Origin of the sequence: Rahnella sp. RFA10(1/100), from assembly GCF_004195115.1 — a bacterium.
Classification (GTDB): domain Bacteria; phylum Pseudomonadota; class Gammaproteobacteria; order Enterobacterales; family Enterobacteriaceae; genus Rahnella; species Rahnella perminowiae.
This window is the reverse complement of sequence record NZ_SEWR01000005.1, coordinates 61,579-87,418: the sequence shown is the minus strand read 5'-3', so window position 1 is coordinate 87,418 and position 25,840 is coordinate 61,579. Positions and strand designations below refer to the sequence as shown.

Below are 25,840 nucleotides of genomic sequence, written 5' to 3'. Positions count from 1 at the left end.
TTCCTCAGGCCGCTGTGATTAATTCTCTGTTACCGCCTTGTAGCCTTTCACGATCAACAACGGTGGATGGTTGGTTTCGGTGGAATCGAAGGTATAGGTTCCGCCATTCTGGTCACCACCGAGGTAGAAAGCGACTTCCGTTTTGCCTTCTGCCAGCGCCTGGCGAACAGCCGTATCCACGATAGCGTCGCGATACTGACGGTTATTATTCATCGAGATGGTGCCAGCTGACTGGTAATCCGTTGCCGGATGGTTATCCCAGTTCACTGTTTTGCCATCCCAGTCCGTGGATGTGCTGTAGACATTCAGCTTGCCGGTGGCGCTGGAAGCCGCATTGCCACCAAACACCCGCAGACGGTAGACGAACAATCCCTCTTCAGAGGCCGGGATGGCTTCCGGCAGTGCAGGAATTTTAAACTTAAACAGGATCAGGCTTTCCGGGTTACTGGCATGACCGCCGTTTTTCCAGTTGTCGCTGGCGGTCAGCAACGTGCTGGTGCCGTAATTGGTGCTGCTGTTGGTACTGCTGACGACCGTGTCTTCCAGTGCAGGCTCGTAACTGAAAGGAATACTGTTACTGCAATCGAAAGCCAGATTCATACACAAGTCGGTCATGTATTTCGCTGACTGTTCAGGCCAGCCATTCACAAAATCTCCATGGGCGGTGTAAATGCTGCCCCACTTCTCGATGCGTTGATCACCGACCATTTCAGGGTCCAGCGAAAGCTGTATTTTGCTGGTATCCAGTGAGGTGATCTGCGGCAACACGTAGGCAATGTTCATGTTGACCTTAGGTATTTTCACCGGAAAAGCCGCAGGACAGACATTGTTTGAGTCATACGTGGCATTCGCTTGTCCATTTACCGGTATCAGATGAACGCCGTCCCAGCAGTTAGGGAAGTTAATGCCGATGTTGAATTGCACGGCATCCCCGCCTGAGCGCAAACCACAGACCTGATCGGCGGTGTTTGTGTAGCCGTTCCCATTGGCACACAAGAAGCTGACGTGCGGATTGGGTGCGGTGCCCACGTGATCCCCTGCCAGCAACTGTAACCCCTTTGGGAAAGGCGTCAGCGGATACTTTTCTACCGAGTTAGCCTGATAGTAGGTTTTCTGATACGACGGCTTCACCACTTCACCTGAAGGCAGTTTCATGGTCGGTGCCCAATAGGCGGTGGAATCTGCCCTGTTGTCGCAGGTGGTTTCCGGTTTTGCCTGCAACGTATCGTAGGTGGAATACGCATCCGTGCTGGTGTTACCGAAGAAGTCATGGAGCATCGCATGATTGGGCATACCAAACATCAGAATGGCATCGTCGCCCAGCGTGTGACTGTAGGAACAGGAGACGTTCGACTGGCCGGACGCCGCATGAGACACCAGCGGTGTCAGGGCGAACAGACCTGCGAGAGGCACTAAAACGCGTAAGATTTTTTTCATAACAGACTCCGGACAGACAGTGATTTCCTTAGAAATGACATCCGGGGAAGTGTGTGTTCCGTGCCTGACGCCTGCGGCAAAAAGCAGGTCTGAGACGTGTTGTATTACACGATTCCTTTTCCCCTGCCTCTGTTTTATGCGCAATCCGCAGGCGCTGACAGCGGGTCTGGTTGTACCATCAAGGGCACATCCGGAAGGGGGAAACAGGCAATAAAAAGGGCTCAGCAGTGCTGAACCCTTGATGATGGAGACTGAAATGTGCTCAGGCGATCAGTAGAACGAGTGTTCGCCGCGCTGGTGTTCGGTCAGGTCGCGAACGCCTTTCAGCTCAGGGAAGTTTTGCAGCAGTTCTTTCTCGATGCCGTCTTTCAGTGTGACATCAATCATTGAACAACCATTGCAGCCACCGCCGAATTGCAAAATGGCAATGCCGTCATCGGTGATTTCCATCAGGGAAACACGGCCACCATGGCTGGCGAGCTGCGGGTTAATCTGCGATTGCAGCTGATATTCAACACGTTCCATCAGCGGTGCATCATCAGAAACCTTACGCATTTTGGCATTCGGTGCCTTCAGCGTGAGCTGGGAACCGAGCTGATCGGTGACGAAGTCGATCACGGCGTCTTGCAGATAAGGCGCGCTTAATTCATCAATGAAAGCAGACAGTTTTTCGAACTTCAGTTCGGTATCCGTCGCTTCCACGGCGTCAGGTGGGCAATAAGAGACACCGCATTCTGCGGTTGGCGTACCGGGATTGATCACGAATACGCGGATTTGGGTGCCTTCTTCCTGGTTTGCCAGTAATTTGGCAAAGTGCTCTTGGGCAGCATCGGTAATAAGGATCATAACATTCGCTCAATAGTTGACTACTCTGGTTGGTTATAATACGCCCTTTGTTTTTACCCGTCACCCTTCACGTTGCCAGTGTGTTAGCAGCACGTGCTCAAGCCTGTAAAGTCCGGCAAATACAAGCTATTTGCAGCGAAGCAACGCCCTGATTGCGCAGAATTTTGCTGATTTCCCGCACCGTGCTGCCGGTCGTAACCACATCGTCAAGCAACATCACGTGCTTATCGCGCAGGCTGACATGGCAGGTGAATGCTTTACGCAGATTCCACTTTCTTTCTCGCTCGCTCAGGCTTTGTTGCGGCGGTGTACGCCGGTCACGGCTCAGGGCATTGGGCAGATATTTACAATGTAGCCATCGTGCCAGCGGCTTCGCCAGCAATTCACTCTGATTATACCCGCGCGAAAAATAGCGTTTTTGATGCAGCGGTACACTGAGGAGCACATCGGGTCTGGGCAGATTGCTGATCCGGTAGCGTTCCTGCCAGCGTAACAACAGCAAACGGGCGAGCGTGGTGTCCAGTTCCGGTTGTCCTGAGAATTTGAACCGCAAAACCAGCCCGCTCAGCGGCATTTCATAAGGACTGGCGAAGATCATCGCGTCCCAGGGTGGCGGTTTCAACAGGCATCGTCCGCAATCGGTTTTGCCACCGGCGGAAGGCAATCCGCAGCGAAGACAGCAGGGCGGGGCAACCGGCAGATGTTTCATGCACAGGCTGCAAATACCCTGAACCGGGAGATGCAGCGGACACTGGCATAGCCAACAGCGGCTGGCAATTGTTAGCATAGTGGCGGGTTCCTTTTGCCAAACAGACAGACACGGACAATACGCTATGAATACGCTTTATCGGGAGACTATCGGCGAAGGAGATCGCCATCTTGTGCTGCTTCACGGATGGGGACTGAATGCCGAAGTGTGGCGTTACACGGCAGAGCGACTTGCGCCGCATTTTTGTCTGCATCTGATTGATTTGCCGGGCTATGGCCGCAGTGAGGGATTCGGGGCGATGACGCTGGAAGACATGGCAGAAACCGTGCTCACCGCCATGCCGGAAAAAGCCTCATTACTGGGCTGGTCACTGGGCGGTCTGGTGGCCAGCCAGATAGCCCTGAGTGTGCCACAACGTGTGGAAAAACTGATTACCGTGGCGTCATCACCCTGTTTTACGGCTCATGAAGACTGGCCGGGTATCCGCCCCGATGTGCTGAAGGGGTTCCAGCATCAGCTGAGCGAAGATTTTCAGCGCACGGTCGAGCGCTTTCTGGCACTGCAGACGCTCGGCAGCGACAGCGCACGTCAGGATGCGCGCCTGCTGAAATCCATTGTGCTGGGTCAGCCGGTGCCTTCTGTCGATGTGCTTAATGGCGGGCTGGAGATCTTACGCAATGTGGATTTACGCCAGCCGATGACTGTACTGACGTTGCCTGTTCTGCGGATTTACGGCGCGCTGGACGGACTGGTGCCCCGCAAAATGGTACCCCTGCTGGATGCGATTCTGCCCGGTTCCCGTTCGGAAATTATCGAAAAGGCCGCGCATGCGCCGTTTATCTCCCACCCGGAAACGTTTTGTGAAATTGTCGGGCGGTTCCTGATTGCAGATTGAAAACCAATGTAAATATTTTTTTCAATTTTCTGGCTAATTCCCAAGGGTGACTAATACTTAAGCCGATGATGACGGGGTGAAAGGCGGGCGTAAATTGTTGCGCGAGCCTGTTTGCGTCTCTGGGGAGTTTACTGGTGTTTAACCATGAAGGTCATGCCAGCGCAGATGCACCTGCTGTTCATATGTTGACTGCTTTCTTTGAGAACTATTCATCCAATTTAGAGGTAAAGTCATGAAATCAAATAAAATTATCGTTGCGGCAATTCTGACGGGGTTATTCTCACTCAACGCAATGGCGGCTGAGATGATCTCGAAAGAAGAAGCCAAAGATAAAGGTTACACCAGCCTGGGCGTGATCACGACCAGCAATGAATACACCGCGCCGATGGATGCGAAAGAAGAGCTGTCCAAACTGGCTGATGAAAAGGGTGGCAAATACTATGTTGTGATTGCGGCTCAGGAGAAGAAGAAAATCACAGCAACGGCTGAAGTCTTCAAATAATCCCTTTTGAGCTGTTCTGATTTCCGGGATGCCTGCGGGCATCCCTTTTTTATTTCTCATTTTCTGTGCACTCCTTCTCTTTCCTTGTCCGGTATCAATTTGTTTTTAAAGAAATACGGCAGATCGTTACTCTCAGGGTAATGAAGTGTCAGGCCGCTTAATTGATGGAATATTCTTCGCTGCTTACACTTAGCAGGCTATCAAAACAGGTCAAATGTGATGCAACCGCCACTTGACTGAACTTCCCAACATCGTCTCGTTTCATCACGCCGGGAAGCATTCAGCAAGCTCAACCCAGGGAGGTTTGGCATGCCGCAACATCCGCAGACCACGAAAGTGTGGGACACCCGCCGCAATGAAAAACAACGGCGTATCGACAGTGTCCGTTCCGTGGCCGAGGGTAAAGTATTACCCACAGATAAAATCATCCCTATCCTCGAAACGCTGATTGCCTCCGGCGACCGCGTGGTGATGGAAGGTAACAACCAAAAACAAGCTGACTTCCTTTCCCGCTCACTGGCGAAAGTGAACCCTGAAAAGCTGCATGACCTGCATATGATCATGCCGAGCGTCAGCCGCGCTGAACATCTGGATCTCTTCGAACGCGGTATCGCCCGTAAGCTCGATTTCGCCTTCTCTGGCCCGCAAAGCCTGCGTATCGCGCAACTGCTGGAAGACGGTCAGATGGAAATCGGTGCGATCCACACTTACATCGAATTGTATTCCCGCCTGTATGTTGATCTGGTGCCGAACATTGCCCTGATCGCGGGCTTCAAAGCTGACCGCAAAGGCAACCTGTATACCGGTGCAAGTACGGAAGATACCCCGGCGCTGGTCGAAGCCGCAGCCTTCAAAAACGGCATCGTGATTGCGCAGGTTAACGAACTGGTTGATGAAGATACCGACCTGCCGCGCGTGGATATCCCGGGTGACTGGATCGATTTTGTGGTCGTCGCCGACAAGCCATTCTTCATCGAACCGTTGTTCACCCGTGACCCGCGTCTGATTAAACCGGTTCACGTGCTGATGGCCATGATGGCCATTAAAGGCATCTACGCGAAGCACAACGTGCAGTCGCTGAACCACGGTATCGGCTTTAACACGGCAGCCATCGAACTGCTGCTGCCAACCTACGGCGAACGGCTCGGTCTGCGCGGCAAAATTTGTAAACACTGGACACTGAACCCGCATCCGACGTTGATCCCGGCCATCGAAAGCGGTTGGGTGGAAACCGTTCACTGCTTCGGTGGCGAGCTGGGAATGGAGGAATATATCCGCGCCCGTCCTGACGTGTTTTTCACTGGCTCCGACGGCTCCATGCGTTCTAACCGCGCGTTCTGCCAGCTGGCAGGTCAGTACGCCGTAGATATGTTCATCGGTTCCACCTTGCAGGTTGATGGCCTGGCGAACTCCTCCACCGTGACCCGTGGTCGTCTGGCCGGTTTCGGTGGTGCGCCTAACATGGGACATGACCCGCACGGTCGTCGTCACTCCACGCCAGCCTGGCTCGACATGATTGAAGAGCCGGACCCGATGGCACGCGGTAAAAAACTGGTTGTACAGATGGTGGAAACCTTCCAGGCCGGTGGTAAACCGACATTTGTTGAGAAACTGGAAGCCGTCGATGTGGGTAAAGAATCCGGAATGCCTCTGGCACCTGTGATGATTTACGGCGACGACGTGACCCACGTGCTGACCGAAGAAGGCATCGCCTATCTTTACCGCGCCCGTTCTCTCGAAGAGCGCCGTGCGATGGTGGCGGCAGTCGCCGGTATCACTGATATCGGTCTGGGTGTTGACGCCAAACGCGTTGCCGATCTGCGCCGTCAGGAACTGGTGGTCTTCCCGGAAGACATGGGCATTCGCCGCACTGACGCCACCCGCTCTTTACTGGCGGCTGGCAGCGTGAGCGAACTGGTTGACTGGTCAGGCGGTTTGTATAACCCGCCAGCCAAATTCCGTAGCTGGTGATCACGATGCCGCAAACTTTAGCGATTGGCGCTGTGCTGACAGCGGAAGAACTGGCCGAAAGGCTGGCAGAAACGGCGACGCAGGCGCTGATCGACGAAGCGCGGCTGAGTCCGAAACCGGGTCTGGTAGACAGCCGGAGTGCCGGGGCTCATCAGGATTTAAGTTTAAATCTGATGGTGCGTTCGGCACGCAGCCTGACGTCCACTTTCTCTTTGCTGGCCTTACACAGCTGGCAGCGTCCGGCGGATATCGCCCTGCGTCAGGAAGTGGGACGTTTAGGCCGGGCGGGAGAAGCGCGGATGATGGCGGAAACCGGCGGCGTGAACACTCACCGGGGCGCTATCTGGGCGATGGGCTTGCTGGTCAGCGCCGTCGCCATGCAGCCGGAAAGTTTACTGCCGGGGCATATTGCGCAGCGCGCCGCGAAAATTGCGGCCTTGCCCGATGCTTTCAGTCCGAAAAAATTCAGTAAAGGTTCGCACGCCGTGCAGCGTTATCAGGTGCCGGGTGCACGCGAAGAGGCGCAAAGCGGTTTCCCGCACATTATCGGTTGTGCACTGCCGCAGCTTCATGACAGCCGGGCCCGTGGTGCGAGCGAAAGCGAAGCACAGGTCGATGCCTTACTGGCGGTGATGACCTCGCTGGCAGATACCTGCGTATTGTCCCGCGGTGGTTTGCCTGCCCTGCAAGCGATGCATCAGGGTGCGCGTGCCGTGCTGGAAGCGGGTGGGATGAGCACACTGGCAGGTAAACAGCTGTTGCGTCATCTCGAACACCGGATGCTGGCAGACAACACATCTCCCGGCGGTGCTGCTGATTTACTGGCCGCGACGCTGTTCCTGGACCGCGTGAGCGTGGTCTGAACCGGATACGCATTAACTAACATCAGTACAAAGAGGTGTTATGGAACGTTTTGAATTTAACTACCCGGCGGCAAAACCGCTGGCAGGCCGCGCCGAAGCAGGCGTGGTAGGGTCCGGCGATTTAGAAGCGCTGTATGAACCTGACACAGCCAATACGCTGAAAATTATCGTCACCACGTCCGTCGACGGCAGCCATACCTTATGGCAGAACTTTTTTAACCGTCTGAACGCACTGCGTGAATTACCGGCAGGCCATCTCGACATCAATGATTTTGGCGCTACACCAGGGGTGGCCCGTCTGCGTATCGAACAGGTCTTTGAGGAGGCTGAACATGCCAACTGATACTTCCGTTCAGGATCAGAGCTTTATCGAACTGAGCGCCCGTCAGCGCGCCCGTAAACTGCTGGACGCCGGAACGTTCCGCGAACTGCTCGGGCCGTTTGAACGCATTATGTCACCGTGGCTGGAACCGCAGGGTATCGTGCCGCAGGCCGATGACGGCATGGTCGTTGCTAAAGGCCAGATTAACGGTCAGCCGGCGGTGGTTGTGGCAATTGAAGGCAGCTTCCAGGGGGGGAGCATGGGGGAGGTGTCCGGGGCCAAAATGGCCGCTGCGCTGGAAATGGCGGCAGAAGATAACCGTAATGGTATCCCGACGCAGGCCGTTCTGCTGCTTGAAACCGGCGGTGTGCGTTTGCAGGAAGCCAATCTGGGCCTTGCCGCCATCGCTGATATTCATGCTGCTATTGTTGATTTACGCCGCTATACGCCGGTGATCGGCGTGGTTGCCGGTACCGTCGGCTGCTTCGGTGGCATGTCGATTGCCGCCGCATTGTGCAGCTATCTGATTGTCACCCGTGAAGCCCGCCTGGGTCTGAACGGTCCGCAGGTAATTGAACAGGAAGCCGGTATCGATGAATACGATTCCCGTGACCGCCCGTTCATCTGGAGCATGACCGGTGGCGAAGTGCGTTATCACAGCGGTTTTGTTGATGCACTGGTGAAAGACTCCCTCGCTGAGGTGAAAGACAGCATGCTGGCCTTCATCAAAAAAGGCGTTCCGGTGAGTCATCGTTCTGATAAATATGATTATTACCTGCCAAAACTGACCGGTTTTGACACCACACAGCAGGCCAGCCGTGAAGTGACGGAAGCCTTGTTTAACCGGGAGGATCGCGCATGAGCAATGTAAAGAGTAACGCAGCCAGTCGGGGTGATTACTGGTTCGCTGAACTGACCAAAGACGCCACTCCGGTCAGCGGTCTTTGCCCTTCCGTGAAAGCGGCAGACGGCAAAATAAATGACCAGTCCGTGCGTTTTATCGCCGTGGTACCGGACAAGAATAATCAGTATCCGCGTGCAGCGGGCGGCGAGGTCGGTCTGCTTGAAGGCTGGAATCTGGCAAAAGTGGTCAACAACGTGATTGACGCTGACGCCAATGCCAGTACCAAACGTGCCATTGTGGCGGTGATTGACGTGCCAAGTCAGGCGTATGGTCGTCGCGAAGAAGCATTCGGGATCCATCAGGCGCTGGCCGGTGCTGCAGGCGCTTATGCCAAAGCCCGTCTGGCCGGACATCCGGTGGTAGGGTTGATTGTCGGCAAAGCGATGTCAGGCGCATTTCTGGCGCACGGTTATCAGGCCAACAAACTGATCGCCTTCAAAAACAACGGCGTAATGATCCATGCAATGGGCAAAGAATCTGCCGCACGTATCACCCTGCGTTCTGTGGATGCCCTGGAAAAACTGGCTGCCACCATCCCGCCGATGGCTTACGACATCGAAAACTACGCCACGCTGGGTCTGCTGTCGCAATTACTCGACATCGCTGACCCGGACAACGCCACACCCGATGACATCAGCAGCGTAGAAAACGCTGTCTGGCAAAATATCCAGGACGCACGCAAAGAAGGCGTTAGCCTCAGCAACCGTCTGGGTGCAGAAAACCGCGCAAGTTCGCAGCGCGTTCGCCAGCAGATGCGTCAGGAATGGTAATTCTTTAACACTTTCAGTCTCAACCGGTAACGCACCTGCAAACAGCGTGACGCAGCCGCATTGCGGGTTCCCGCCCTGACATATCCGTCAGGGTGAGGGCCTGCTGTTGTCTGCTACTGGACTGTCATACTAAAAAAACCATCGCACCGGCGCCGACTGAGCAATCATTGTTTGCCTCAGGAAAAACGCTATGACTTACGTAATATTGCACGCGCTTGCCCCTATTTTCGTCATCATGATCCTCGGCTTTTACGCCGGGAAAGCGAAAATGGTGGATAACCAGAATGTCTCTTTACTGAATATATTCGTGATGGATTTTGCTTTACCCGCTGCGCTGTTTGCCGCCACCGTACAGACCCCGTGGTCAGGCATTGTGGAGCAGTCACCGCTGATTCTGGTGCTGGTTCTGGCCATGTGGATCACCTATGCGGCGATTTACTTTATCTGCACCAAAGTCTTTAAAAAATCGCCGCAGGACGCTGCCGTTCTGACGCTGACCGTAGCCCTGCCAAACTATGCGGCGCTGGGGTTGCCTATTCTGAGCAGCGTGCTGGGTGATGCGCCATCAACATCGTTGTCCGTTGCGGTCTCTATCGCCTGCGGTTCCGTGCTGATGACACCGTTCTGCCTGCTGATTCTGGAACGTGAAAAAGCGCGTCTCAGTGGTGAAAATCAGGGGTCTTCCCTGACACTGCTGCCGGTTCTGATGTGGCGTTCCGTGAAAAAACCGATCGTCTGGGCACCGTTGCTGGGCGTGATCCTGTCAGCGATTGGCATTAAAATGCCGGAAATCTTCCTGGCGTCGATTAAGCCGCTGGGTTTGTCAGCGACCGCGTCTGCGCTGTTCCTGACCGGTGTGATTCTGTCAGCCCGTAAACTGAAAATTAACGGTCCGGTGCTGTTATCTTGTGTGGCGAAAAATCTGATCCAGCCGTTCATCGCCTGGGGTCTGGTTCTGGCGTTTGGCCTGAGTGGTCAGGTTGCGGTGACCGCTATCCTGATGATTGCGTTGTCTGCCGGTTTCTTCGGTATCGTGTTCGGTAACCGTTTCGGCGTGCAGTCTCCGGATGCTGAAGCCTCACTGCTGATCAGTTCCGTTTTGTGTATCGTGACCCTGCCGCTGTTTATCTCGTTAACGGCAGCCCTGCATTAAACAAGGATTGAATATGTCTGACCCGCGTGCCCATGATTTTGTCTGGATCAGTGACCGTTCAGCGCTTGAGAACGACGGCGGTTTACCCGAATGGGTGAACACCTGCTGGCGCACGGCGCTGCCGCTGGTGGTGCGTCGCGATAAGCGTGCTGACGGTGCGGTTCCGGTGGGTATTCGCGGGCTGACCCGCATTCAGCGGACCGCCGCCTGGATTGATCCGGCGGCGGTGATGCGGGTTGTCACACCGGAATCCCTGATCAGCGACGTCAACGCGCTTTTACACTCGCCGTTTGTGTCTCAGCAACCGGTGCAGGCGCTGATTACGTTGTGCAGTCTGCAATGGCCCTTCGTCTGGGGGGTGACAGGCAGTTGTGCGTATGCGCTGGTGAGTGATCTCCCGGTGATGCACGCCGACAGCGATCTCGATTTACTGGTGCGCTGCGACACGCCGGCAGAACCCTCTCAGTTTTCTGATTTTTACGACCAGCTTCAGCGGCTGCCCTGCCGCGCCGATGTTCAGATCAATACACCACGGGGTGGATTTGCGCTCAGCGAATGGCTGCGTGGCGGTGACATCATGCTGAAAACGGCGTCCGGCCCGTTGCTGGTGCGCGACCCGTGGCAATTGCCGGCAGAGTGATACCGGCCAAAAGAAGCAAGGAGCACGATGAAAATCTTATTTACTTTCCCCGGACAAGGGCCGCAGGTGCCGCAGATGCTGCATCGCCTGCCGGATAATCCGCTCACGCATTCTCTTATCGAACAGGCAAGTCTCGCACTGGGTGAAGACGTCCTGTTGCTCGACAGCACCGATGCTTTGCGTTCCACCCGTGCGGTACAACTGTGCTTATTGATTGCCGGTGTGGTCTGGGCGAAACAATGTCAGGCCGAAGGGATTGAGGCGGATTTTTGCAGCGGGCTGTCGATTGGCGCGTTTCCAGCCGCGGTGATTGCCGGTGCGCTAGGCTTCGGTGATGCCGTCCGGCTGGTGGCATTGCGTGGTGAACTGATGCAGCAGGCTTATCCCCATGGCTTTGGTCTTTCAGCGATCACCGGCCTGCGTCAGGCGCAGATTGAGGAACTGGTGGCTCAGGTCAACAGCGCCACATCACCGGTGTATCTGGCAAATATTAATGCGGAAGATCAACTGGTGATTGCGGGCAGCGATGCCGCCATGGCACAGGTGATGCAGCTCGCCAAAACACGGGGCGCGCAGAAAACACATCAGCTGGCGGTCAGTGTGCCGTCACACTGTGCGCTGCTCGATGAGCCTGCGACAAAACTGGCGGAGGCGTTTAAACAGATTCATCTTTCCCGTCCGGCCTGCGGTTATCTCAGCGGAACGACCGGACGTGTGTACTGGCAGCCGGAAAAAATCGCCGGCGATCTGGCAATGAACATGGCGCGTACCGTTAACTGGCGGGATGCCATGGTGGCGGCCTACCAGCATGATGTGCGGCTGGCGATAGAAATGCCGCCGGGCTCAGTGCTGACCGGCCTGACACGCCGTGCGATGGAGCAGGGCGAAGCGCTGTCTGTCTGTCAGTCGGGCACGCAGGTTGCGGCACGTCTCGCAACACGGTTACGGGAAAACGAACGCTGAGTAAAGGCATGACAGGTTGGTGATGAAAACACATTGCATTGTTTGATTATTGTGCAACGTGCTATTGTCCAGCCACTCTGAATGAAGGGATATCATGCCAGTTTTAATTCGCGGGGATTCGCAAATGATCGTGCTTGAAAGGTCGTACAGTCCAGCCACTCTGACCAGACGGTTTGAAATACGATTCAACAACATGATACGGAAAAAGGACAGTTTTACCCTTATGACGGTTCGAAAATGCGTTATGACGGCGTGAGCATTCCGGAATCAGCTATCTGGAGCCACCATCCTGATAAAACGCACTGGCCGCTTGTGCTGATTGCGCAAAACAGCGAGCGCTTGTCAGCGTTTTCTGCTCGTTAACGCATACATCCGGCTTTCAGCGGCGAGGGCGAGCAAATTCGGGTCGTGCTCGCGGCTGTGCGGGAAGACCAGCGAGATGGTCTGGCGCATCTGATAGGCTTCTGCCAGTGGCAGTAATCTCACCGTATTTTCATACACGCCTTTCATTCTGCCTGGAATGAGGGTGTAGCCAACCCCTGCCTGCACCAGACTCAGCATCGAGAAAATATCATTCACCCGCGTGACGATGTCCGGCTCGAAACCGGCGACCTGAAAGGCTTCCTGAAAGCCGTGATAGGTGGCGAACCCTTCGGCCAGCGACACGAATTTCTTCTGTCTGAAATCGCGTAAGTCTGCTGTGCCTTCTGAAGCCAGCTCAGCGCTGGCCGGGGCAGCGAGGAAAATATCGTCCTGAAACAGGGGCAACTGATCGTAACGCTGGGCATCAACGTTGGAATCACTGGTCGAAATCAGAATGGCATCCAGCTGACCGTCTTCCAGCTTGTGCAGTAAATCATTGTTGGACCCCATCACCAGCTCCAGTTCAAGCTCCGGACGGCGCAGTTTCAGCCCCATGATCAGACGCGGAATGGTTTCCAGTGTCAGTGAATATAACGTGCCGACTTTCAGCCGCTTATCGCCATAACCGGCGGCACGCCGGGTCGCCAGAATCCCGTGCTCCATTTGCTCAATGACCTGCGTCGCGTGCTCCAGCAGCGCTTCAGCGGCAGGCAGCGGCAGCAAATTGCGGCCACGATGGATAAACAACGGGCAGCGCAAGCCTTCTTCCAGTGAATGCAGGGCGCGATGCACACTGACGCTGCTCAGACCGAGTTGTTCGGCAGCGCGGGTGATGTTTTGCTTTTCCATATAGGCGAGAAAAATTTCGAGTTTACGGAAGGTGATTTCACTGTCGATCATGCAGGCTCCTGCGGCGCGTTGTAGGCCGTTGCGGTCTGAAATGATAGCTGAATAGCCGCCGGGCGACTATTCAGGAAGGGCGGAAAGGCCGGTATCAGGGAATGAGGGTGTAAGAAATTGTCAGGCACTTCTTGCCGTCGGCGCAGCTTTTACAACTGCCGCTCAGGCAGTTGTCATCGGCTTCGATGACTTTTGCTTTGTGCATGGCGACCAGCCGTTCAAGCATCGCCTGCACCAGCGGCTGTGGGGCATTAAGCTGATGGCTGAGCTGGCGGGCATCTGCCCGTCCGGCCAGTGCGAGAGTGTCGCGAACCTGAATCAGACTGGTCATTTTATCTCCTAGTGACAGTCGCTGCCGGTAGCGGGTTTACAGCAGGCCGCCACATTGCGCGGATGCAGATGGATGCTGACCCGGCTGCGGGCTTTGCGCAGGGCGGTTAAGACGATGGCATTGAAAATCAGCACGCTCAGGATCATACCGGCGCTGTGTGCCGGATGACGGCTGAACGTCGCCGCCTGATAGAAAAGCGTGGCCAGCGAATACGCCACATTCAGTCCCCAGAAGATGGAGAACGTCATCCAGCTGCGGCTGGTTTCACGGGCAATCGCCCCCATCACCGAGACGCAAGGCACGTAAAGCAATACGAAGATCAGGTAGCTGTAAGCCGAAATCGCCGAGCCAAATTTGGTGCTCATGACGCCCATCGAGCTGACGCCCATTTCGCCGTCACCTTTGCTGGCTTCGATCGGGTTTGACAGCACGCTGATGCTGAAGGTGTCTTTCAGGCCCTGCAAGGTTGCTTTCACCGCACCGCCCAGTTCATCGAACAGATTGAAACTGGCCGCATCGAAACCTTCATGGGTGATGTGTTCGGCGGTGTAGAGCGTATTCAGCGTACCGACCACCACTTCTTTTGCCATGGCACCGGTCACCAGCCCCACGGTCGCCTGCCAGTTGTCAGGATGGACGCCCATCGGTGAGAGCACCGGTGTCAGGACTTTACTGACTGACGCCAGCGCCGAGTCATTGATGTTATCCACCGCCTTGCCGCTGAACGAGAAGCTGTTCAGTGCACCGATGAAAACACTGGCGATGACGATCACTTTACCGGCCCGCAACACGAAACCTTTCAGACGCTGCCACGTTTGCAGCAGCAGGCTTTTCAGATGCGGAACGTGATACACCGGCAGTTCCATCACAAACGGTGAGGCTTCGCCGCGCATGATGGTGTATTTCAGCAGCAGGCCGGTCAGGATGGCGACCACGATGCCTAACAGATAGAGCGAGAACACTACGGATGCGCCGTCCTGTCCGAAAAAGGCCGCGGAGAACACCGCGAAAATCGCCAGACGTGCACCGCATGACATAAACGGCGCCATCATCACGGTGATCAGACGTTCACGCGGTGCATCCAGCGTGCGGGCGCCCATAATAGACGGCACGTTACAGCCGAAGCCAACAATGAGCGGTACGAAGGATTTGCCCGGCAGACCCAGTGACTGCATCAGTCTGTCCATGACGAACGCGGCACGCGCCATATAACCGGAGTCTTCAAGGAATGACAGAAACAGATACATCATGCCAATTTGAGGCACCAGCGGCAGCACGGTGTTGATACCGCCGCCTATCCCCTGCGCCAGAAAAATGGTCAGCCACTGCGGGAAATGCAGGGTAAAGCCTATCCACTGCATACCCTGAATGAAAATCGCAGCTGAGCCGATATCGAAAATAGGTTGCAGCGCGCCACCGATGTTGATGGCCAGTACGAACATCAGATACATCACCAGCAGAAAAACCGGCACGCCCAGAAAGCGGTTGAGGATCACCCGATCGAGCACCTGCGTCAGTTTATTCGGTGCCGTGAGATGAGAATTGCTGACCTCCGCGCAGAGTGTCGCGATACTCTGATAACGCGCATCGGCAATCAGCAGCGCCGGGTCTTCCAGTTTTTGCTCAGCCAGCCGGGCTTTCACCTGCGGCAATAAAGCGTGCGCGTTGCCTGCGTGTGTCTGGCTATAAATATCCCCTTCAAGCATTTGCAGCGCCAGCCAGCGGCGTTGTTGTAGCGACATGTCTTGCGGCATGCCGGCGGCCAGCACATCGACTTCCTGTTGCAGCAGCGGATGATATTGCACACGCTCCAGCGCAGCCACCTGAGGCAATGCGTCGATGGCAACTTTCAGTTCCTGGATGCCACTGGCCCGGGTAGAGATCAGCGCCACCACCGGGCAACCCAGACGGGCAGACAGCGCAGGGATATCAATATTGATGTTCTGGATTTTGGCGATATCAAGCATGTTCAGCGCCACGATGCACGGTACGCCCAGCTCCAGCAGTTGCAGCGTCAGGTACAAGTTACGCTCGAGGTTTGAGGCATCCACGACGTTGATCATCAGATCCGCGTCGCCGCTAAGAATGTAATGGCAGGCAATTTGTTCATCGAGCGAGGTTTGCTCGGAAATGGTGGTCAGGGAGTAGGTACCGGGTAAATCCACCAGCGTAATCTGATGTTCTGCGGTGGCGAACTGACCTTCTTTGCGCTCGACAGTGACGCCTGCCCAGTTACCGACACGCTGACGGGAACCGGTTAACTGATTGAAAAGGGTGGTTTTACCTGAGTTCGGATTACCAATCAGGCCGATAGTTAATGGTTTCATACGTTAAAGTCTGCGTGTGAGAAAAGGTGAATATGCAAGCGCAAGGCCCGCCGCGAAAAATGTACTGTCACCGGCCTGACGGGGGATCAGGCCATCATCTCGAGTTGCAGCAGATCGAGATCTTTTCTGCGGACCACCAGGCTGGTACGGCGGGTTTCAATTTGTACCGGATCGCCCATCGGCGCCACGCGGATTATGTTGAAAAATGAACCCGGCAACATCCCGAGTGACAGCAGTTTCTGCCGGTAAGCCGGGCTGATTTCGTGTGAAAAGCCGGTAATTTTATAAGCACGTTTTGACTGAAGTTGCATAATTCCTCGCGAGGCGATCAGGCATTAATGGATGACGGCGTTTTAGTGATTTTGCGCCGTGCGTCCTTGCCCGGTGGTTCCACTGACTGGCGATTTATGTTGCTAAAAATATTGCTCTGAAATTGTCCCTGGTGCGAAATGGCCAGCCTGAAACTGGCGGTGCACTGAATACACAAAGAAGTACAAATGAGAATAATTATCATAATTAGTACGCGTATGGAGACAAAAGAAAAGAGGTGGGCCTCTTCGCGGGTATCTCCACCGCGTCGCTATCCTATGCCTGCGGGATGTGCGTTTTATTGATTTACCTCAGTGATTGATTCATTAGGAGAGAGTTTAAAAAGTGTCGAAAAAAGAGGCGTAAAAAAAGCCGCTGATTATCAGCGGCTTTCACAGGGAGAGGAGCAAAAGGAAAATTACCGTTTTTTACTCAGTGCAGCTGCCAGCGCATCGGCCATCGCGTTGTTACCGGCAGGAGCCGCATTGCGCCCCGCCGGTTTGCCCGGTGAATGACGCTTCTGATTATCGCGGGAATCTGTCGCCGGTGCGGAAGGACGCCGTGCCGGTGCTTCGCCGGGCTGTTCGTCCAGTCGCATAGTCAGCGCGATACGTTTACGTTGCAGATCGACTTCCATCACTTTGACTTTCACGATGTCACCCGCCTTCACCACTGTGTGAGGATCTTCGACGAATTTGTTCGCAAGCGATGAGATGTGAACCAGACCGTCCTGATGGACGCCAATATCGACGAACGCACCAAAGTTGGTAACGTTAGTGACAGAACCTTCGAGGATCATACCCGGCATCAGGTCGTTCATGGTTTCGACGCCATCGGCAAAGGTGGCGGTTTTGAACTCAGGACGCGGATCGTGCCCCGGTTTTTCCAGCTCTTTGATAATGTCGGTGACCGTTGGCACACCGAACTGCTCATCGGTGAATTCGCTGGCTTTCAGGCCGCGTAACACATTGGAATCACCCATCAGATCTTTCAGTGCCAGCTGTGTCGCTGCCAGAATGCGTTCCACGACCGGATAGGTTTCCGGGTGAACTGTCGAGGCGTCGAGCGGATTATCGCCGTGGTTGATGCGCAGGAAGCCCGCGCATTGTTCAAAGGCCTTTGGCCCCAGACGGCTGACTTTCAGCAACTGCCCGCGGTTACGGAACTGACCGTTTTCATCGCGCCAGCTGACAATATTCTGCGCCATCATGCGGGTCAGGCCCGCCACGCGGGTCAGCAGAGGAACGGAAGCGGTGTTGAGATCGACACCCACGGCGTTCACACAGTCCTCCACGACGGTATCGAGTTTTTTCGCCAGCTGGCTCTGGCTGACGTCGTGCTGATACTGACCGACACCGATGGATTTCGGGTCGATTTTTACCAGCTCAGCCAGCGGATCCTGCAAGCGACGTGCGATGGAGACGGCTCCGCGAATAGAAACGTCCAGATCCGGGAATTCCAGTGCCGCCAGCTCGGAAGCGGAATACACCGATGCACCGGCTTCGCTGACAATCACTTTCTGCGCTTTTACCGCCGGGAACTGTTTTTGCAGCTCGAGGAAGAAACGTTCCGTTTCCCGCGACGCGGTGCCGTTGCCGATCGCCACCAGTTCGACGTTGTGTTTGATGCACAACGCGGCAACCTGTTGCGCGGCTTTTGCCGCCTGACCGGTATGGGGATAAACGGTATCGATATCCACCAGTTTACCGGTGTTATCCACAACGGCGACTTTCACACCGGTACGTAAACCCGGATCAAGCCCCATGGTGGCGCGCATACCGGCCGGCGCGGCCATCAGCAAATCGTGCATATTACGGGCAAAAACGTTAATTGCTTCATCTTCTGCGCGTTCACGTACGGTGCCCATCAGTTCAGTTTCGAGATGCAGCAGGACTTTGATACGCCATGTCCAGTTGACCACGGCGCGACGCCAGACGTCAGCAGGCGCATTGTTCAGGCGCAAACCCAGATGGTCGATGATCAGTTGTTCGGCATAGCTTTCTTTTGGCGGTTCGTCATGCTGTGGATCGGCATTCAGCGCCAGCTGTAAAATACCTTCGTTGCGGCCACGGAACATCGCCAGCGCACGGTGCGAAGGTACCTGGGAAATCGGTTCGTGATGATCGAAGTAGTCGCGAAATTTCGCGCCTTCCTGCTCTTTACCTTCCACCATCCGGGAGGTCAGATGGGCATTTTTCCACAAATAATCACGGACTTTTGCCAGCAGCGAGGCATCTTCTGCAAAGCGTTCCATTAAAATATAACGTGCGCCGTCAAGTGCGGCTTTGGCGTCCGCTACGCCTTTGTCTGCATCGACAAATTTTGCGGCAGCAGCGTCCGGCTCATTTTGCGGCGCGTTCCACAACAGTTCGGCCAGCGGTTCCAGTCCGGCTTCAATGGCGATTTGTCCGCGCGTGCGACGCTTTGGTTTAAACGGCAGGTAAAGGTCTTCCAGCTCGGTTTTGCTCAGCGTGGTATTGATGGCTTTCGCCAGATCGTCGCTGAGTTTTCCCTGCTCCTCAATGGATTTGAGAATGGTCTGGCGACGGTCTTCCAGCTCCCGCAGATAACCCAGACGGGTGTCCAACTGACGCAGTTGGGTATCATCCAACCCACCGGTGACTTCCTTACGATACCGTGCAATAAACGGCACGGTATTACCTTCATCCAGCAGACGCACCACGGAAGCAACCTGCTCCGGGCGAACCTGCAATTCACTTGCGATAATGCGGCTCAGTTGATCATTCATAGGTCTGGTATCAGTTTTTTCGTTTAAAAAAGCAGGGCACAGTTATACGGTTTGAAGACATAAAATGCCAGTCATCAGGCCATCCACCTGCGTGTTTTGGGAGTTAGCTGATCATTTCACGTATTCAATTTCATTGACGTACCAGGTTGCGTCGCCGACCGGCGTGGTCACCACCAGACTGTCGCCCACTTCTTTTTTCAGCAGGGCGCGCGCCATCGGCGAATCGATAGAAATGTAGTCTTTGCGGCCAAAAATTTCGTCATAGCCGACAATACGGAAGCGCTTGATGTCGCCGTCGTCGTTTTCCACCTCCACCCACGCGCCAAAGAACACTTTTCCGTCCTGCTGTGGTGAGTAATCGACGATGCGCAGTTGCTCCAGACATTTCGTCAGATAACGCACGCGGCGGTCGATTTCGCGCAGCCGCTTTTTATTGTACTGATAGTCAGCATTTTCGCTGCGATCGCCCAGACTCGCGGCCCAGGTGACTTTTTTGGTCACCTCCGGTCGCTCTTCGCGCCACAGGAAGTCCAGTTCAGTTTTGAGCTTGTCGTAGCCTTCACGGGTAATCAGTTTGGTTTTCATGTCACCTGTCGCTTTCCTCAACATTCTCCGGCTATTGTTTCATACAATGGCGCCGCTGGCAGCGCAGAAATCAGCCGGAAATTCTGCGTTACTGCTACGCTATATCTGATGGCTTTGCGGGCAAATAATCTTTATCCTGCGGCGCAATGCGTTGAATTTAATAACAGTCCTGATTCACATAAAAATATCACTTCTGGCGATAGTTCACAGGGATTAGAGGTACAGCAGCAAATGGATTTATTAAAATTCTTACTTCGTCTGCCTTTTATATTGATAAAAGGTTTTTTCCGCGTGCTGGCTTTTATACTGAGCCTGCTGGGTCGCGTCTTCAAACCGGTGGTCGGCAATATCGACTGGCGTGCGCCTGCCTGGTGGGCAGCCACTTCCGGCTGGCTTAAGCGCAGTGTTACGCGCATGGAAAATGGCGTAGATCACTACCCGAAAACCATCAGCCTGGCGATTCTTGTTTTGCTGTGCGCCGCAGGGGCGGGCGTTTACGGCTGGCACTGGTGGCTCAGCCGCCCGCAGCCTATCGACCCGGCCCCGAGGGTGTATCAGGACACCAGCGTGCGTGTCAGCGGACCTGAAGCTGTGAATTACGCCGCGCAAAAACCTGCATCACAGCAGGTGATTTTCAATTTCCGCCATTCTGCCGCGCCCGTAACTGATGTTGGCAAAGTGGTTGAAAAAGGAATTTCCCTGAAACCTGCCGCCGAAGGTGAATGGAAATGGGTGAGTGGCTACACGCTGATTTTCATCCCTAAAAATCCGCTGCCGATGGGCAGAAAATATGACGTGAATTTTACGCCTGATGTCCTGCTTGCGCCGCAAATCAAGCTGGCGAAAACCCGTTATGAATTCACCGCCCCTGCGTTCGATTATCAGCTGGGGCAGGCTGAGTACTATCAGGATCCCCAGGACCCGCAAAAACGCAGCGCGATTTTTAACGTTAAATTCAATGCACCGGTGGATGTTGCCAGTTTCGAAAAACAGATTTCGCTTGGCCTGACCGAAGGTAAAGCGAAAACTGAGTCGAAACTCAATTACTCTGTGGTCTATGACCAGAAAAAACTCAACGCCTGGGTACATTCCGAGCCGCTGAAACCGCTCGATCACGGCGGTTCGGTGCGTGTCATCCTTGGCGAAGGCATTACATCGACCGTGCCGTCGAATGCGACTGCGCAGACTAAAAATGCCGTGGTGTCTGTGCCGACGCTTTACAGCCTGGCGGTGAATGAAGCCAGTGCGCAGGTGGTGGATGCCGATGGGGCGAAAGGTCAGCGGGCGCTGATCGTCGGTTTCAGCGACGCGGTGAAAGATAAAGATATCCGCCAGGCAGTCAAAGTCTGGCTATTGCCACAGCACAATCCAAATGATCAGTACGAGGCCAAAGGCCCGGATGATTATGCCAGCTGGGCCGTTGACAGCGTCGAAAACAATGTACTCGCGCAGTCCACGCCGCTGAATATCCAGCTTAATGATGCGGAAAGCGATTATCAGCCGCAGTTCAGCTTCCGCTTCGATGCGCCTGCCCGCCGCGCCATGCTGGTGGAAATTGACAATATTCTGACCTCTTCCGGTGGCTACAAAATGCCGGAAAAAGTGTACCGCATCGTCGCGGTTCCGGATTATCCGAAATCCCTGCAATTTATGTCGCAGGGCTCGCTGTTATCGGTCAGCGGTGACAAACAAATCAGCGTGGCGGCACGCAACGTGCCGGGCCTGCGTCTGGACATAAAACGGGTGATCCCAAGCCAGCTGCAACACATTGTGTCATTCAAAAGCCGTGAGTATTCATCGGCGGAATTTAACCGCCTGAATGACGAATATTTTACCGAGCACTTTACCTATCAGACGGCGGTCAATAACGACAAACCGGGCGACGTGAATTTTCAGGGCGTCGATCTTTCGCGTTACCTCTCCACTGATCCGGCGTCACATCGTGGCGTATTCCTGCTGACGCTGTCGGAATGGGATCCGAAGAAGAAAGAAAATAAACCGGAAACCGATGACGACGGCAATGTCTATCAGGACGATGGGCAGGGCGAAGAAGAAGCACCGGTCGGCGACTCACGTTTTGTTGTCGTCACCGATTTGGGGATTATTGCCAAGCGTTCACAGGATAAAACACGTGATGTGTTTGTGCAGTCGATCCACAGCGGTGCGCCGGTGGCGAACGCGAAAGTTTCCGTGATTGCCAAAAACGGCATTACCCTTCTGACGCAAACCACCGGTGCTGACGGTCATGTGCGCTTCCCTGCGCTGGACGTTTATACCCTTGAACGCCAGCCGGTGATGTTCCTGGTGGAAAAGGAGGGCGATGTCTCCTTCCTGCCGGCGGACCGGAATAACGATCGCGGTCTCGACTTCTCCCGTTTTGATGTCGATGGCGAAATCACGCCGAACGACCCGCGCACGCTGAGCAGCTATCTGTTCTCTGATCGTGGCGTTTATCGTCCGGGGGACACCTTCAATATCGGACTGATTACCCGCGCCGCCGACTGGAGCAACGGTCTGGCGGGTGTGCCGGTGCGGGCTGAAATTCACGATCCGCGCGACAAGCTGATGAGCACTATTCCGCTGACGCTCGGTGCCAGCGGTTTCAATGAGCTGAGTTATACCACTGACGATAATTCACCAACCGGTGAATGGAACATCTATTTGTATCTGATTGGCAAAGACAATGCCTCTTCCACTTTGCTGGGCCATACCTCGGTCAACGTCAAAGAGTTCGAGCCGGATCAACTGAAGGTGAAACTGCAACTGACGCCGGACCGCAGGCAGGGCTGGGTGAAACCGTCAGAATTGCAGGCCAGTATCGACGTACAGAACCTGTTCGGTACGCCCGCGCAGGACAGGCGTGTGACCTCCAGACTGACGCTGCGCCCGATGTATCCGAGCTTCGATCAATTCCCGGATTACGCTTTTTACGAGAACCGTCAGAACAGCGACGGTTTTGAAACCGAGCTGGAAGACCGCAAGACCGACGAAAATGGCGCGGCGAATATCCCGCTGGATCTGAAATCTTATGCTGACGCGACGTACCAGCTGCAACTGCTGTCCGAGGCGTTTGTGGCCGGTGGTGGCCGTTCCGTGGCTGCGACGGCGCGGGTGCTGGTATCGCCATATGACTCTCTGATCGGCGTAAAAGCCGACGGTGATTTAGGCTATATAAACCGCGATGCCGCACGACATCTGAACGTTATTGCGATCGACCCGTCGCTAAAACAGATTGCGCTGCCGGACCTGAAAGTCGCGCTGATTGAACAGAAATACATTTCAGTGCTGACCAAACAGGATTCCGGCGTTTACAAATATCAGTCGAAAATGAAGGAAGTGCCGTTGTCGGAACAACCGCTTTCGCTGACGGCGCAGGGCAACAATCTGACGCTGGCGACGGATAAACCCGGTGATTTCGTGCTGGTCATTGAAGATGCGAAAGGCAATGTGCTGAACCGCATTGGCTATACCGTGGCCGGTAACGCCAATCTCAGCCGTTCGCTGGACAGAAATGCTGAACTGAAGCTGAAACTCAATCAGGCGGAATATCAGCCAGGTGAGGAAATCGAGGTATCCGTTAACGCGCCGTACACCGGCAGCGGGCTGATCACTATTGAGAAAGATAAAGTGTACAGCTGGCAGTGGTTCCATACCGACACCACCAGTTCGGTGCAGAAAATTCGCGTACCGGCGGGAATGGAAGGCAACGGTTACATTAACGTGCAGTTCGTGCGTGATGTGAATTCCAATGAAATCTTCATGAGTCCGCTGAGCTACGGGGTGATGCCGTTCAAAATCAGCACCAAAGCACGGCAGAACAGTCTTGAAGTCAACGCGCCTGAAGTGATTAAACCCGGCGAAAATCTGGTCATGACGGTGAAAACCGAGGGGCCGCAACAGGTGGCGCTGTTTGCTGTGGATGAAGGTATCTTGCAGGTGGCGCGTTATCGCCTGAAAGATCCCCTGGAGTTTTTCTTCCGTAAACGCGAACTGGGTGTGGAAAGCGCGCAGATTCTGGATCTTATCCTGCCGGAATTCAGCAAGCTGATGCAGCTGGCCGCCGCGCCGGGCGGCGATGCCGGTGAAGGGCTGGATCTGAACGTCAATCCGTTCAAACGTAAGCGCGATAAGCCCGTTGCGTACTGGTCGGGTATTACCGACGTGAACGGTGAGAAGCAGTTTAATTATCCGGTGCCGGATTACTTTAACGGTAAAATCCGCGTGATGGCGATTTCCGTCACGCCGGACAAAATAGGGAAAGCGCAGACCTCGGCGACCGTGCGCGACAACTTCATCATGACGCCAAACGTGCCGTCGATGGTGGCACCGGGCGATGAGTTTGATGTCAGCGTGGGGGTCAGCAATAACCTCGAAGGGCTGAACGGCAAAAGCATCCCGGTTGCGATTCACCTGACCGTACCGCCGCAGCTTGAAGTGGTGGGTAACGCCGATCAAAACGTGTCACTGGCAGAAAAACGCGAAGGCGTGATTAACTTCCGCCTGCGCGCCAAAGCGTTGCCGGGCGATGCACCGCTGGTGTTTGTAGCGAAGTATGCAGATAAAACCAGCCGCCGGACGATCAGTACGTCGGTGCGCCCGGCGATGCCGTTCCGCACGCAGTCAGTGATGGGGCGTATGAGCGGCAGCAGTCAGAACGTCGATAACCTGCGCCAGATGTTTGATGCTTATGCGGTGCGCACGGCAGCGGTATCCAACTCGCCGTTAGTGCTGACCCGCGGCTTATCCCAATATCTGGCGGATTATCCGTATTACTGTTCTGAGCAGATTGTCAGCCGCTCCGTGCCGTTGATCCTCGAAACAATGCATCCGGAAATGCGCGGCAATCTCAGTCCGGCGGACAGCAGCAAGCAACTGAAAGACATGATGGCGGTGCTGCGTTCACGTCAGAACGACAGCGGCGCAATTGGCCTGTGGCGTTCATCGCCGCAAACCGATCCGTTTGTCACACCGTACGTGGTGCAATATTTGCTGGAAGCCAAAGCGGCGGGCATCGCGTTGCCTGCCGGCATGCTGGAAGAGGCCAATTCGGCGCTGCGCGAACTGGCAGCCAATCAGAACGATGATTTGTATACCCTGCGTCTGCGGGCATGGGCGGTATATCTGCTAACCCGTCAGGGTGAAATCACCACCAGTTTACTGGCCTCGGTGCAGGACACATTACAGCAGCGTTATCCACAGAGCTGGGAAACCGATCTGAGCGCGATGTATCTGGCGTCGTCATACCGTTTGCTGAAAATGGATGATGAGGCGAATACGTTGTTACAGCCAACCTGGAAGCAACTGAGCAAGGCGTATGACACAGCCTGGTGGACGCAAAGTTATTTTGATCCGCTGGTGCAGGACGCGACGCGGCTGTATCTGATCACCCGTCACTTCCCGGAAAAAGTGTCGGCCATTCCGCCGCAGGTACTGGAAAATATGGTTAAAGCGCTGAAAGAAGAGCGCTATACGACGTATTCCTCGGCGATGAGCATTCTGGCGCTGGAGAGTTATTCCACACAGGTGGCGGCGCAGGCGACAGCACCGGATGCGCTGAAAATCACGCAGATCAGCAAAACGAAAAACGTCGAACCGCAGCTGATTTCTCAGGTTCAGGGGCTGTTTGCGAAAGCGAATTTCACTGCTGACGCGCAGGCTATCCGGGTAGAAAACAGCAACAATGCGCCAGCCTGGTATGTGGTGACGCAGGCGGGCTACGATCTGGCCGCGCCGGAGAAAGCCATTTCCCGTGGTCTGGAAATCACCCGCGATTACACCGATGAGCAGGGTAAGCCGGTGACGCAGATTACGCTGGGGCAGAAGATCAATGTACATCTGAAAGTTCGCGCTAATTCGCAGGAAGGACAAAGTAATCTGGCGATTGTTGATTTGCTGCCGGGTGGTTTTGAAGTGGTGCAGCAAACATCACCGGAGCCGGAATCTGACAGTGATGAGGAAAACAGTGGCGCAGAGGCTTCTACGTCCTGGCAGTCACCACTGGCGGCATCGGGTTCGACATGGACACCGGATTACAGCGATATTCGTGAAGATCGCGTGGTGATTTATGGCAGCGCCAGTACCGATGTGCAGGAGTTTGTGTATCAGATTAAAGCCACCAATACCGGCAGCTTCCTCATTCCGCCAGCCTACGGTGAGGCGATGTACAATCGTGATGTCCAGGCTTTGTCCGTCAGTGATAAAAAACTGGTGGTCGTGCCGGCGGATGACACAGCAGTGGCTGAAAAATAACAAAACGCAGAGCCCCGTCGTTTACGGCGGGGCGTAACCTGTTCTGAGTAGC

Annotated in this window: 20 protein-coding genes; 11 read left to right on the top strand and 9 right to left on the bottom strand. The window is 54.8% G+C overall.

Annotation, left to right across the window (positions count from 1 at the left end; all coding sequences use genetic code 11):
- Positions 1 to 18: 18 nt before the first annotated feature.
- The 3 genes from ETV65_RS16045 to gntX all read right to left on the bottom strand — a co-directional run bounded on the left by ETV65_RS16045 (position 19) and on the right by gntX (position 3,070).
- A complete protein-coding gene (locus tag ETV65_RS16045) occupies positions 19 to 1,437 on the bottom strand; it encodes a DUF1996 domain-containing protein (protein WP_129953824.1) in 1,419 nt (472 codons plus the stop codon).
- A gap of 270 nt (positions 1,438 to 1,707) precedes the next feature.
- Positions 1,708 to 2,283 (bottom strand): Fe-S biogenesis protein NfuA, encoded by a 576-nt coding sequence (gene nfuA / locus ETV65_RS16040; RefSeq protein WP_129953823.1) that lies wholly within the window; start codon positions 2,281 to 2,283, stop codon positions 1,708 to 1,710.
- A gap of 97 nt (positions 2,284 to 2,380) precedes the next feature.
- Positions 2,381 to 3,070 (bottom strand): DNA utilization protein GntX, encoded by a 690-nt coding sequence (gene gntX, locus ETV65_RS16035; RefSeq protein ID WP_129953822.1) that lies wholly within the window; start codon positions 3,068 to 3,070, stop codon positions 2,381 to 2,383.
- 46 nt (positions 3,071 to 3,116) lie between these two features.
- On the opposite strand from gntX, the gene bioH reads away from it, so the two are divergent.
- The 10 genes from bioH (at position 3,117) to mdcH (ending at position 11,975) form a co-directional block, all read left to right on the top strand.
- Positions 3,117 to 3,887, top strand: coding sequence for a pimeloyl-ACP methyl ester esterase BioH (gene bioH, locus ETV65_RS16030; protein ID WP_129953821.1), 771 nt, complete (start codon positions 3,117 to 3,119; stop codon positions 3,885 to 3,887).
- A gap of 232 nt (positions 3,888 to 4,119) precedes the next feature.
- Positions 4,120 to 4,389: a YdgH/BhsA/McbA-like domain containing protein gene (locus ETV65_RS16025; protein WP_129953820.1), complete on the top strand. Its 270-nt coding sequence runs from the start codon at positions 4,120 to 4,122 to the stop codon at positions 4,387 to 4,389.
- A gap of 309 nt (positions 4,390 to 4,698) precedes the next feature.
- On the top strand, positions 4,699 to 6,360 hold the full coding sequence (gene mdcA, locus ETV65_RS16020) for a malonate decarboxylase subunit alpha (RefSeq protein ID WP_129953819.1): 1,662 nt from the start codon (positions 4,699 to 4,701) through the stop codon (positions 6,358 to 6,360).
- Between the two features lie 5 nt (positions 6,361 to 6,365).
- Positions 6,366 to 7,223: a triphosphoribosyl-dephospho-CoA synthase gene (locus tag ETV65_RS16015; RefSeq protein WP_129953818.1), complete on the top strand. Its 858-nt coding sequence runs from the start codon at positions 6,366 to 6,368 to the stop codon at positions 7,221 to 7,223.
- Between the two features lie 40 nt (positions 7,224 to 7,263).
- Positions 7,264 to 7,566 carry a malonate decarboxylase subunit delta gene (locus tag ETV65_RS16010; RefSeq protein ID WP_129953817.1) on the top strand — a complete coding sequence of 101 codons (303 nt, stop codon included), beginning with the start codon at positions 7,264 to 7,266 and terminating at the stop codon, positions 7,564 to 7,566.
- Complete coding sequence (locus tag ETV65_RS16005) at positions 7,556 to 8,407, top strand: biotin-independent malonate decarboxylase subunit beta (RefSeq protein WP_129953816.1); 852 nt, start codon at positions 7,556 to 7,558, stop codon at positions 8,405 to 8,407. Before ETV65_RS16010 ends, ETV65_RS16005 begins: the two co-directional genes overlap by 11 nt.
- Positions 8,404 to 9,219, top strand: a complete 816-nt coding sequence (gene mdcE / locus ETV65_RS16000; protein WP_129953815.1) for a biotin-independent malonate decarboxylase subunit gamma — start codon at positions 8,404 to 8,406, stop codon at positions 9,217 to 9,219. The genes ETV65_RS16005 and mdcE overlap by 4 nt, the downstream gene beginning before the upstream one ends.
- Before the next feature lie 190 nt (positions 9,220 to 9,409).
- A complete protein-coding gene (locus ETV65_RS15995) occupies positions 9,410 to 10,372 on the top strand; it encodes an AEC family transporter (protein ID WP_129953814.1) in 963 nt (320 codons plus the stop codon).
- Between the two features lie 13 nt (positions 10,373 to 10,385).
- On the top strand, positions 10,386 to 11,012 hold the full coding sequence (locus ETV65_RS15990) for a malonate decarboxylase holo-ACP synthase (RefSeq protein ID WP_129953813.1): 627 nt from the start codon (positions 10,386 to 10,388) through the stop codon (positions 11,010 to 11,012).
- A gap of 27 nt (positions 11,013 to 11,039) precedes the next feature.
- Positions 11,040 to 11,975 (top strand): malonate decarboxylase subunit epsilon, encoded by a 936-nt coding sequence (gene mdcH / locus ETV65_RS15985; RefSeq protein WP_129953812.1) that lies wholly within the window; start codon positions 11,040 to 11,042, stop codon positions 11,973 to 11,975.
- A 342-nt stretch (positions 11,976 to 12,317) separates the two neighbouring features.
- Here mdcH and ETV65_RS15980 read toward each other — a convergent pair whose 3' ends face one another.
- The 6 genes from ETV65_RS15980 to greB all read right to left on the bottom strand — a co-directional run bounded on the left by ETV65_RS15980 (position 12,318) and on the right by greB (position 19,539).
- On the bottom strand, positions 12,318 to 13,238 hold the full coding sequence (locus ETV65_RS15980) for a LysR family transcriptional regulator (RefSeq protein ID WP_129953811.1): 921 nt from the start codon (positions 13,236 to 13,238) through the stop codon (positions 12,318 to 12,320).
- A 94-nt stretch (positions 13,239 to 13,332) separates the two neighbouring features.
- Positions 13,333 to 13,569, bottom strand: a complete 237-nt coding sequence (locus tag ETV65_RS15975; RefSeq protein WP_129953810.1) for a FeoC-like transcriptional regulator — start codon at positions 13,567 to 13,569, stop codon at positions 13,333 to 13,335.
- Between the two features lie 8 nt (positions 13,570 to 13,577).
- Entirely contained in the window at positions 13,578 to 15,896 is a 2,319-nt protein-coding gene (feoB, locus tag ETV65_RS15970) for a Fe(2+) transporter permease subunit FeoB (RefSeq protein WP_129953809.1), read from the bottom strand.
- Positions 15,897 to 15,982: 86 nt separating this feature from the next.
- Positions 15,983 to 16,207 carry a ferrous iron transporter A gene (gene feoA, locus ETV65_RS15965; protein WP_013573590.1) on the bottom strand — a complete coding sequence of 75 codons (225 nt, stop codon included), beginning with the start codon at positions 16,205 to 16,207 and terminating at the stop codon, positions 15,983 to 15,985.
- A gap of 416 nt (positions 16,208 to 16,623) precedes the next feature.
- Positions 16,624 to 18,954, bottom strand: a complete 2,331-nt coding sequence (locus ETV65_RS15960) for a Tex family protein (protein WP_129953808.1) — start codon at positions 18,952 to 18,954, stop codon at positions 16,624 to 16,626.
- A gap of 111 nt (positions 18,955 to 19,065) precedes the next feature.
- A complete protein-coding gene (gene greB, locus ETV65_RS15955) occupies positions 19,066 to 19,539 on the bottom strand; it encodes a transcription elongation factor GreB (protein ID WP_129953807.1) in 474 nt (157 codons plus the stop codon).
- Positions 19,540 to 19,770: 231 nt separating this feature from the next.
- Between greB and ETV65_RS15950 the strand changes: the two genes are divergently transcribed.
- Positions 19,771 to 25,788: an MG2 domain-containing protein gene (locus ETV65_RS15950; protein WP_129953806.1), complete on the top strand. Its 6,018-nt coding sequence runs from the start codon at positions 19,771 to 19,773 to the stop codon at positions 25,786 to 25,788.
- Positions 25,789 to 25,840: the final 52 nt, after the last annotated feature.

Bases quoted from the DNA above. Each gene is read 5' to 3' on its own strand.
- ETV65_RS15990 (WP_129953813.1), top strand. From the start codon at position 10,386: ATGTCTGACCCGCGTGCCCATGATTTTGTCTGGATCAGTGACCGTTCA.
- ETV65_RS16015 (WP_129953818.1), top strand. From the start codon at position 6,366: ATGCCGCAAACTTTAGCGATTGGCGCTGTGCTGACAGCGGAAGAACTG.
- ETV65_RS16005 (WP_129953816.1), top strand. From the start codon at position 7,556: ATGCCAACTGATACTTCCGTTCAGGATCAGAGCTTTATCGAACTGAGC.
- feoA (WP_013573590.1), bottom strand. From the start codon at position 16,207: ATGCAACTTCAGTCAAAACGTGCTTATAAAATTACCGGCTTTTCACAC.
- ETV65_RS15975 (WP_129953810.1), bottom strand. From the start codon at position 13,569: ATGACCAGTCTGATTCAGGTTCGCGACACTCTCGCACTGGCCGGACGG.
- mdcE (WP_129953815.1), top strand. From the start codon at position 8,404: ATGAGCAATGTAAAGAGTAACGCAGCCAGTCGGGGTGATTACTGGTTC.
- ETV65_RS16025 (WP_129953820.1), top strand. From the start codon at position 4,120: ATGAAATCAAATAAAATTATCGTTGCGGCAATTCTGACGGGGTTATTC.
- ETV65_RS15950 (WP_129953806.1), top strand. From the start codon at position 19,771: ATGGATTTATTAAAATTCTTACTTCGTCTGCCTTTTATATTGATAAAA.
- mdcA (WP_129953819.1), top strand. From the start codon at position 4,699: ATGCCGCAACATCCGCAGACCACGAAAGTGTGGGACACCCGCCGCAAT.
- ETV65_RS16010 (WP_129953817.1), top strand. From the start codon at position 7,264: ATGGAACGTTTTGAATTTAACTACCCGGCGGCAAAACCGCTGGCAGGC.
- greB (WP_129953807.1), bottom strand. From the start codon at position 19,539: ATGAAAACCAAACTGATTACCCGTGAAGGCTACGACAAGCTCAAAACT.
- ETV65_RS15960 (WP_129953808.1), bottom strand. From the start codon at position 18,954: ATGAATGATCAACTGAGCCGCATTATCGCAAGTGAATTGCAGGTTCGC.
- mdcH (WP_129953812.1), top strand. From the start codon at position 11,040: ATGAAAATCTTATTTACTTTCCCCGGACAAGGGCCGCAGGTGCCGCAG.
- bioH (WP_129953821.1), top strand. From the start codon at position 3,117: ATGAATACGCTTTATCGGGAGACTATCGGCGAAGGAGATCGCCATCTT.
- gntX (WP_129953822.1), bottom strand. From the start codon at position 3,070: ATGCTAACAATTGCCAGCCGCTGTTGGCTATGCCAGTGTCCGCTGCAT.
- ETV65_RS16045 (WP_129953824.1), bottom strand. From the start codon at position 1,437: ATGAAAAAAATCTTACGCGTTTTAGTGCCTCTCGCAGGTCTGTTCGCC.
- ETV65_RS15980 (WP_129953811.1), bottom strand. From the start codon at position 13,238: ATGATCGACAGTGAAATCACCTTCCGTAAACTCGAAATTTTTCTCGCC.
- feoB (WP_129953809.1), bottom strand. From the start codon at position 15,896: ATGAAACCATTAACTATCGGCCTGATTGGTAATCCGAACTCAGGTAAA.
- ETV65_RS15995 (WP_129953814.1), top strand. From the start codon at position 9,410: ATGACTTACGTAATATTGCACGCGCTTGCCCCTATTTTCGTCATCATG.
- nfuA (WP_129953823.1), bottom strand. From the start codon at position 2,283: ATGATCCTTATTACCGATGCTGCCCAAGAGCACTTTGCCAAATTACTG.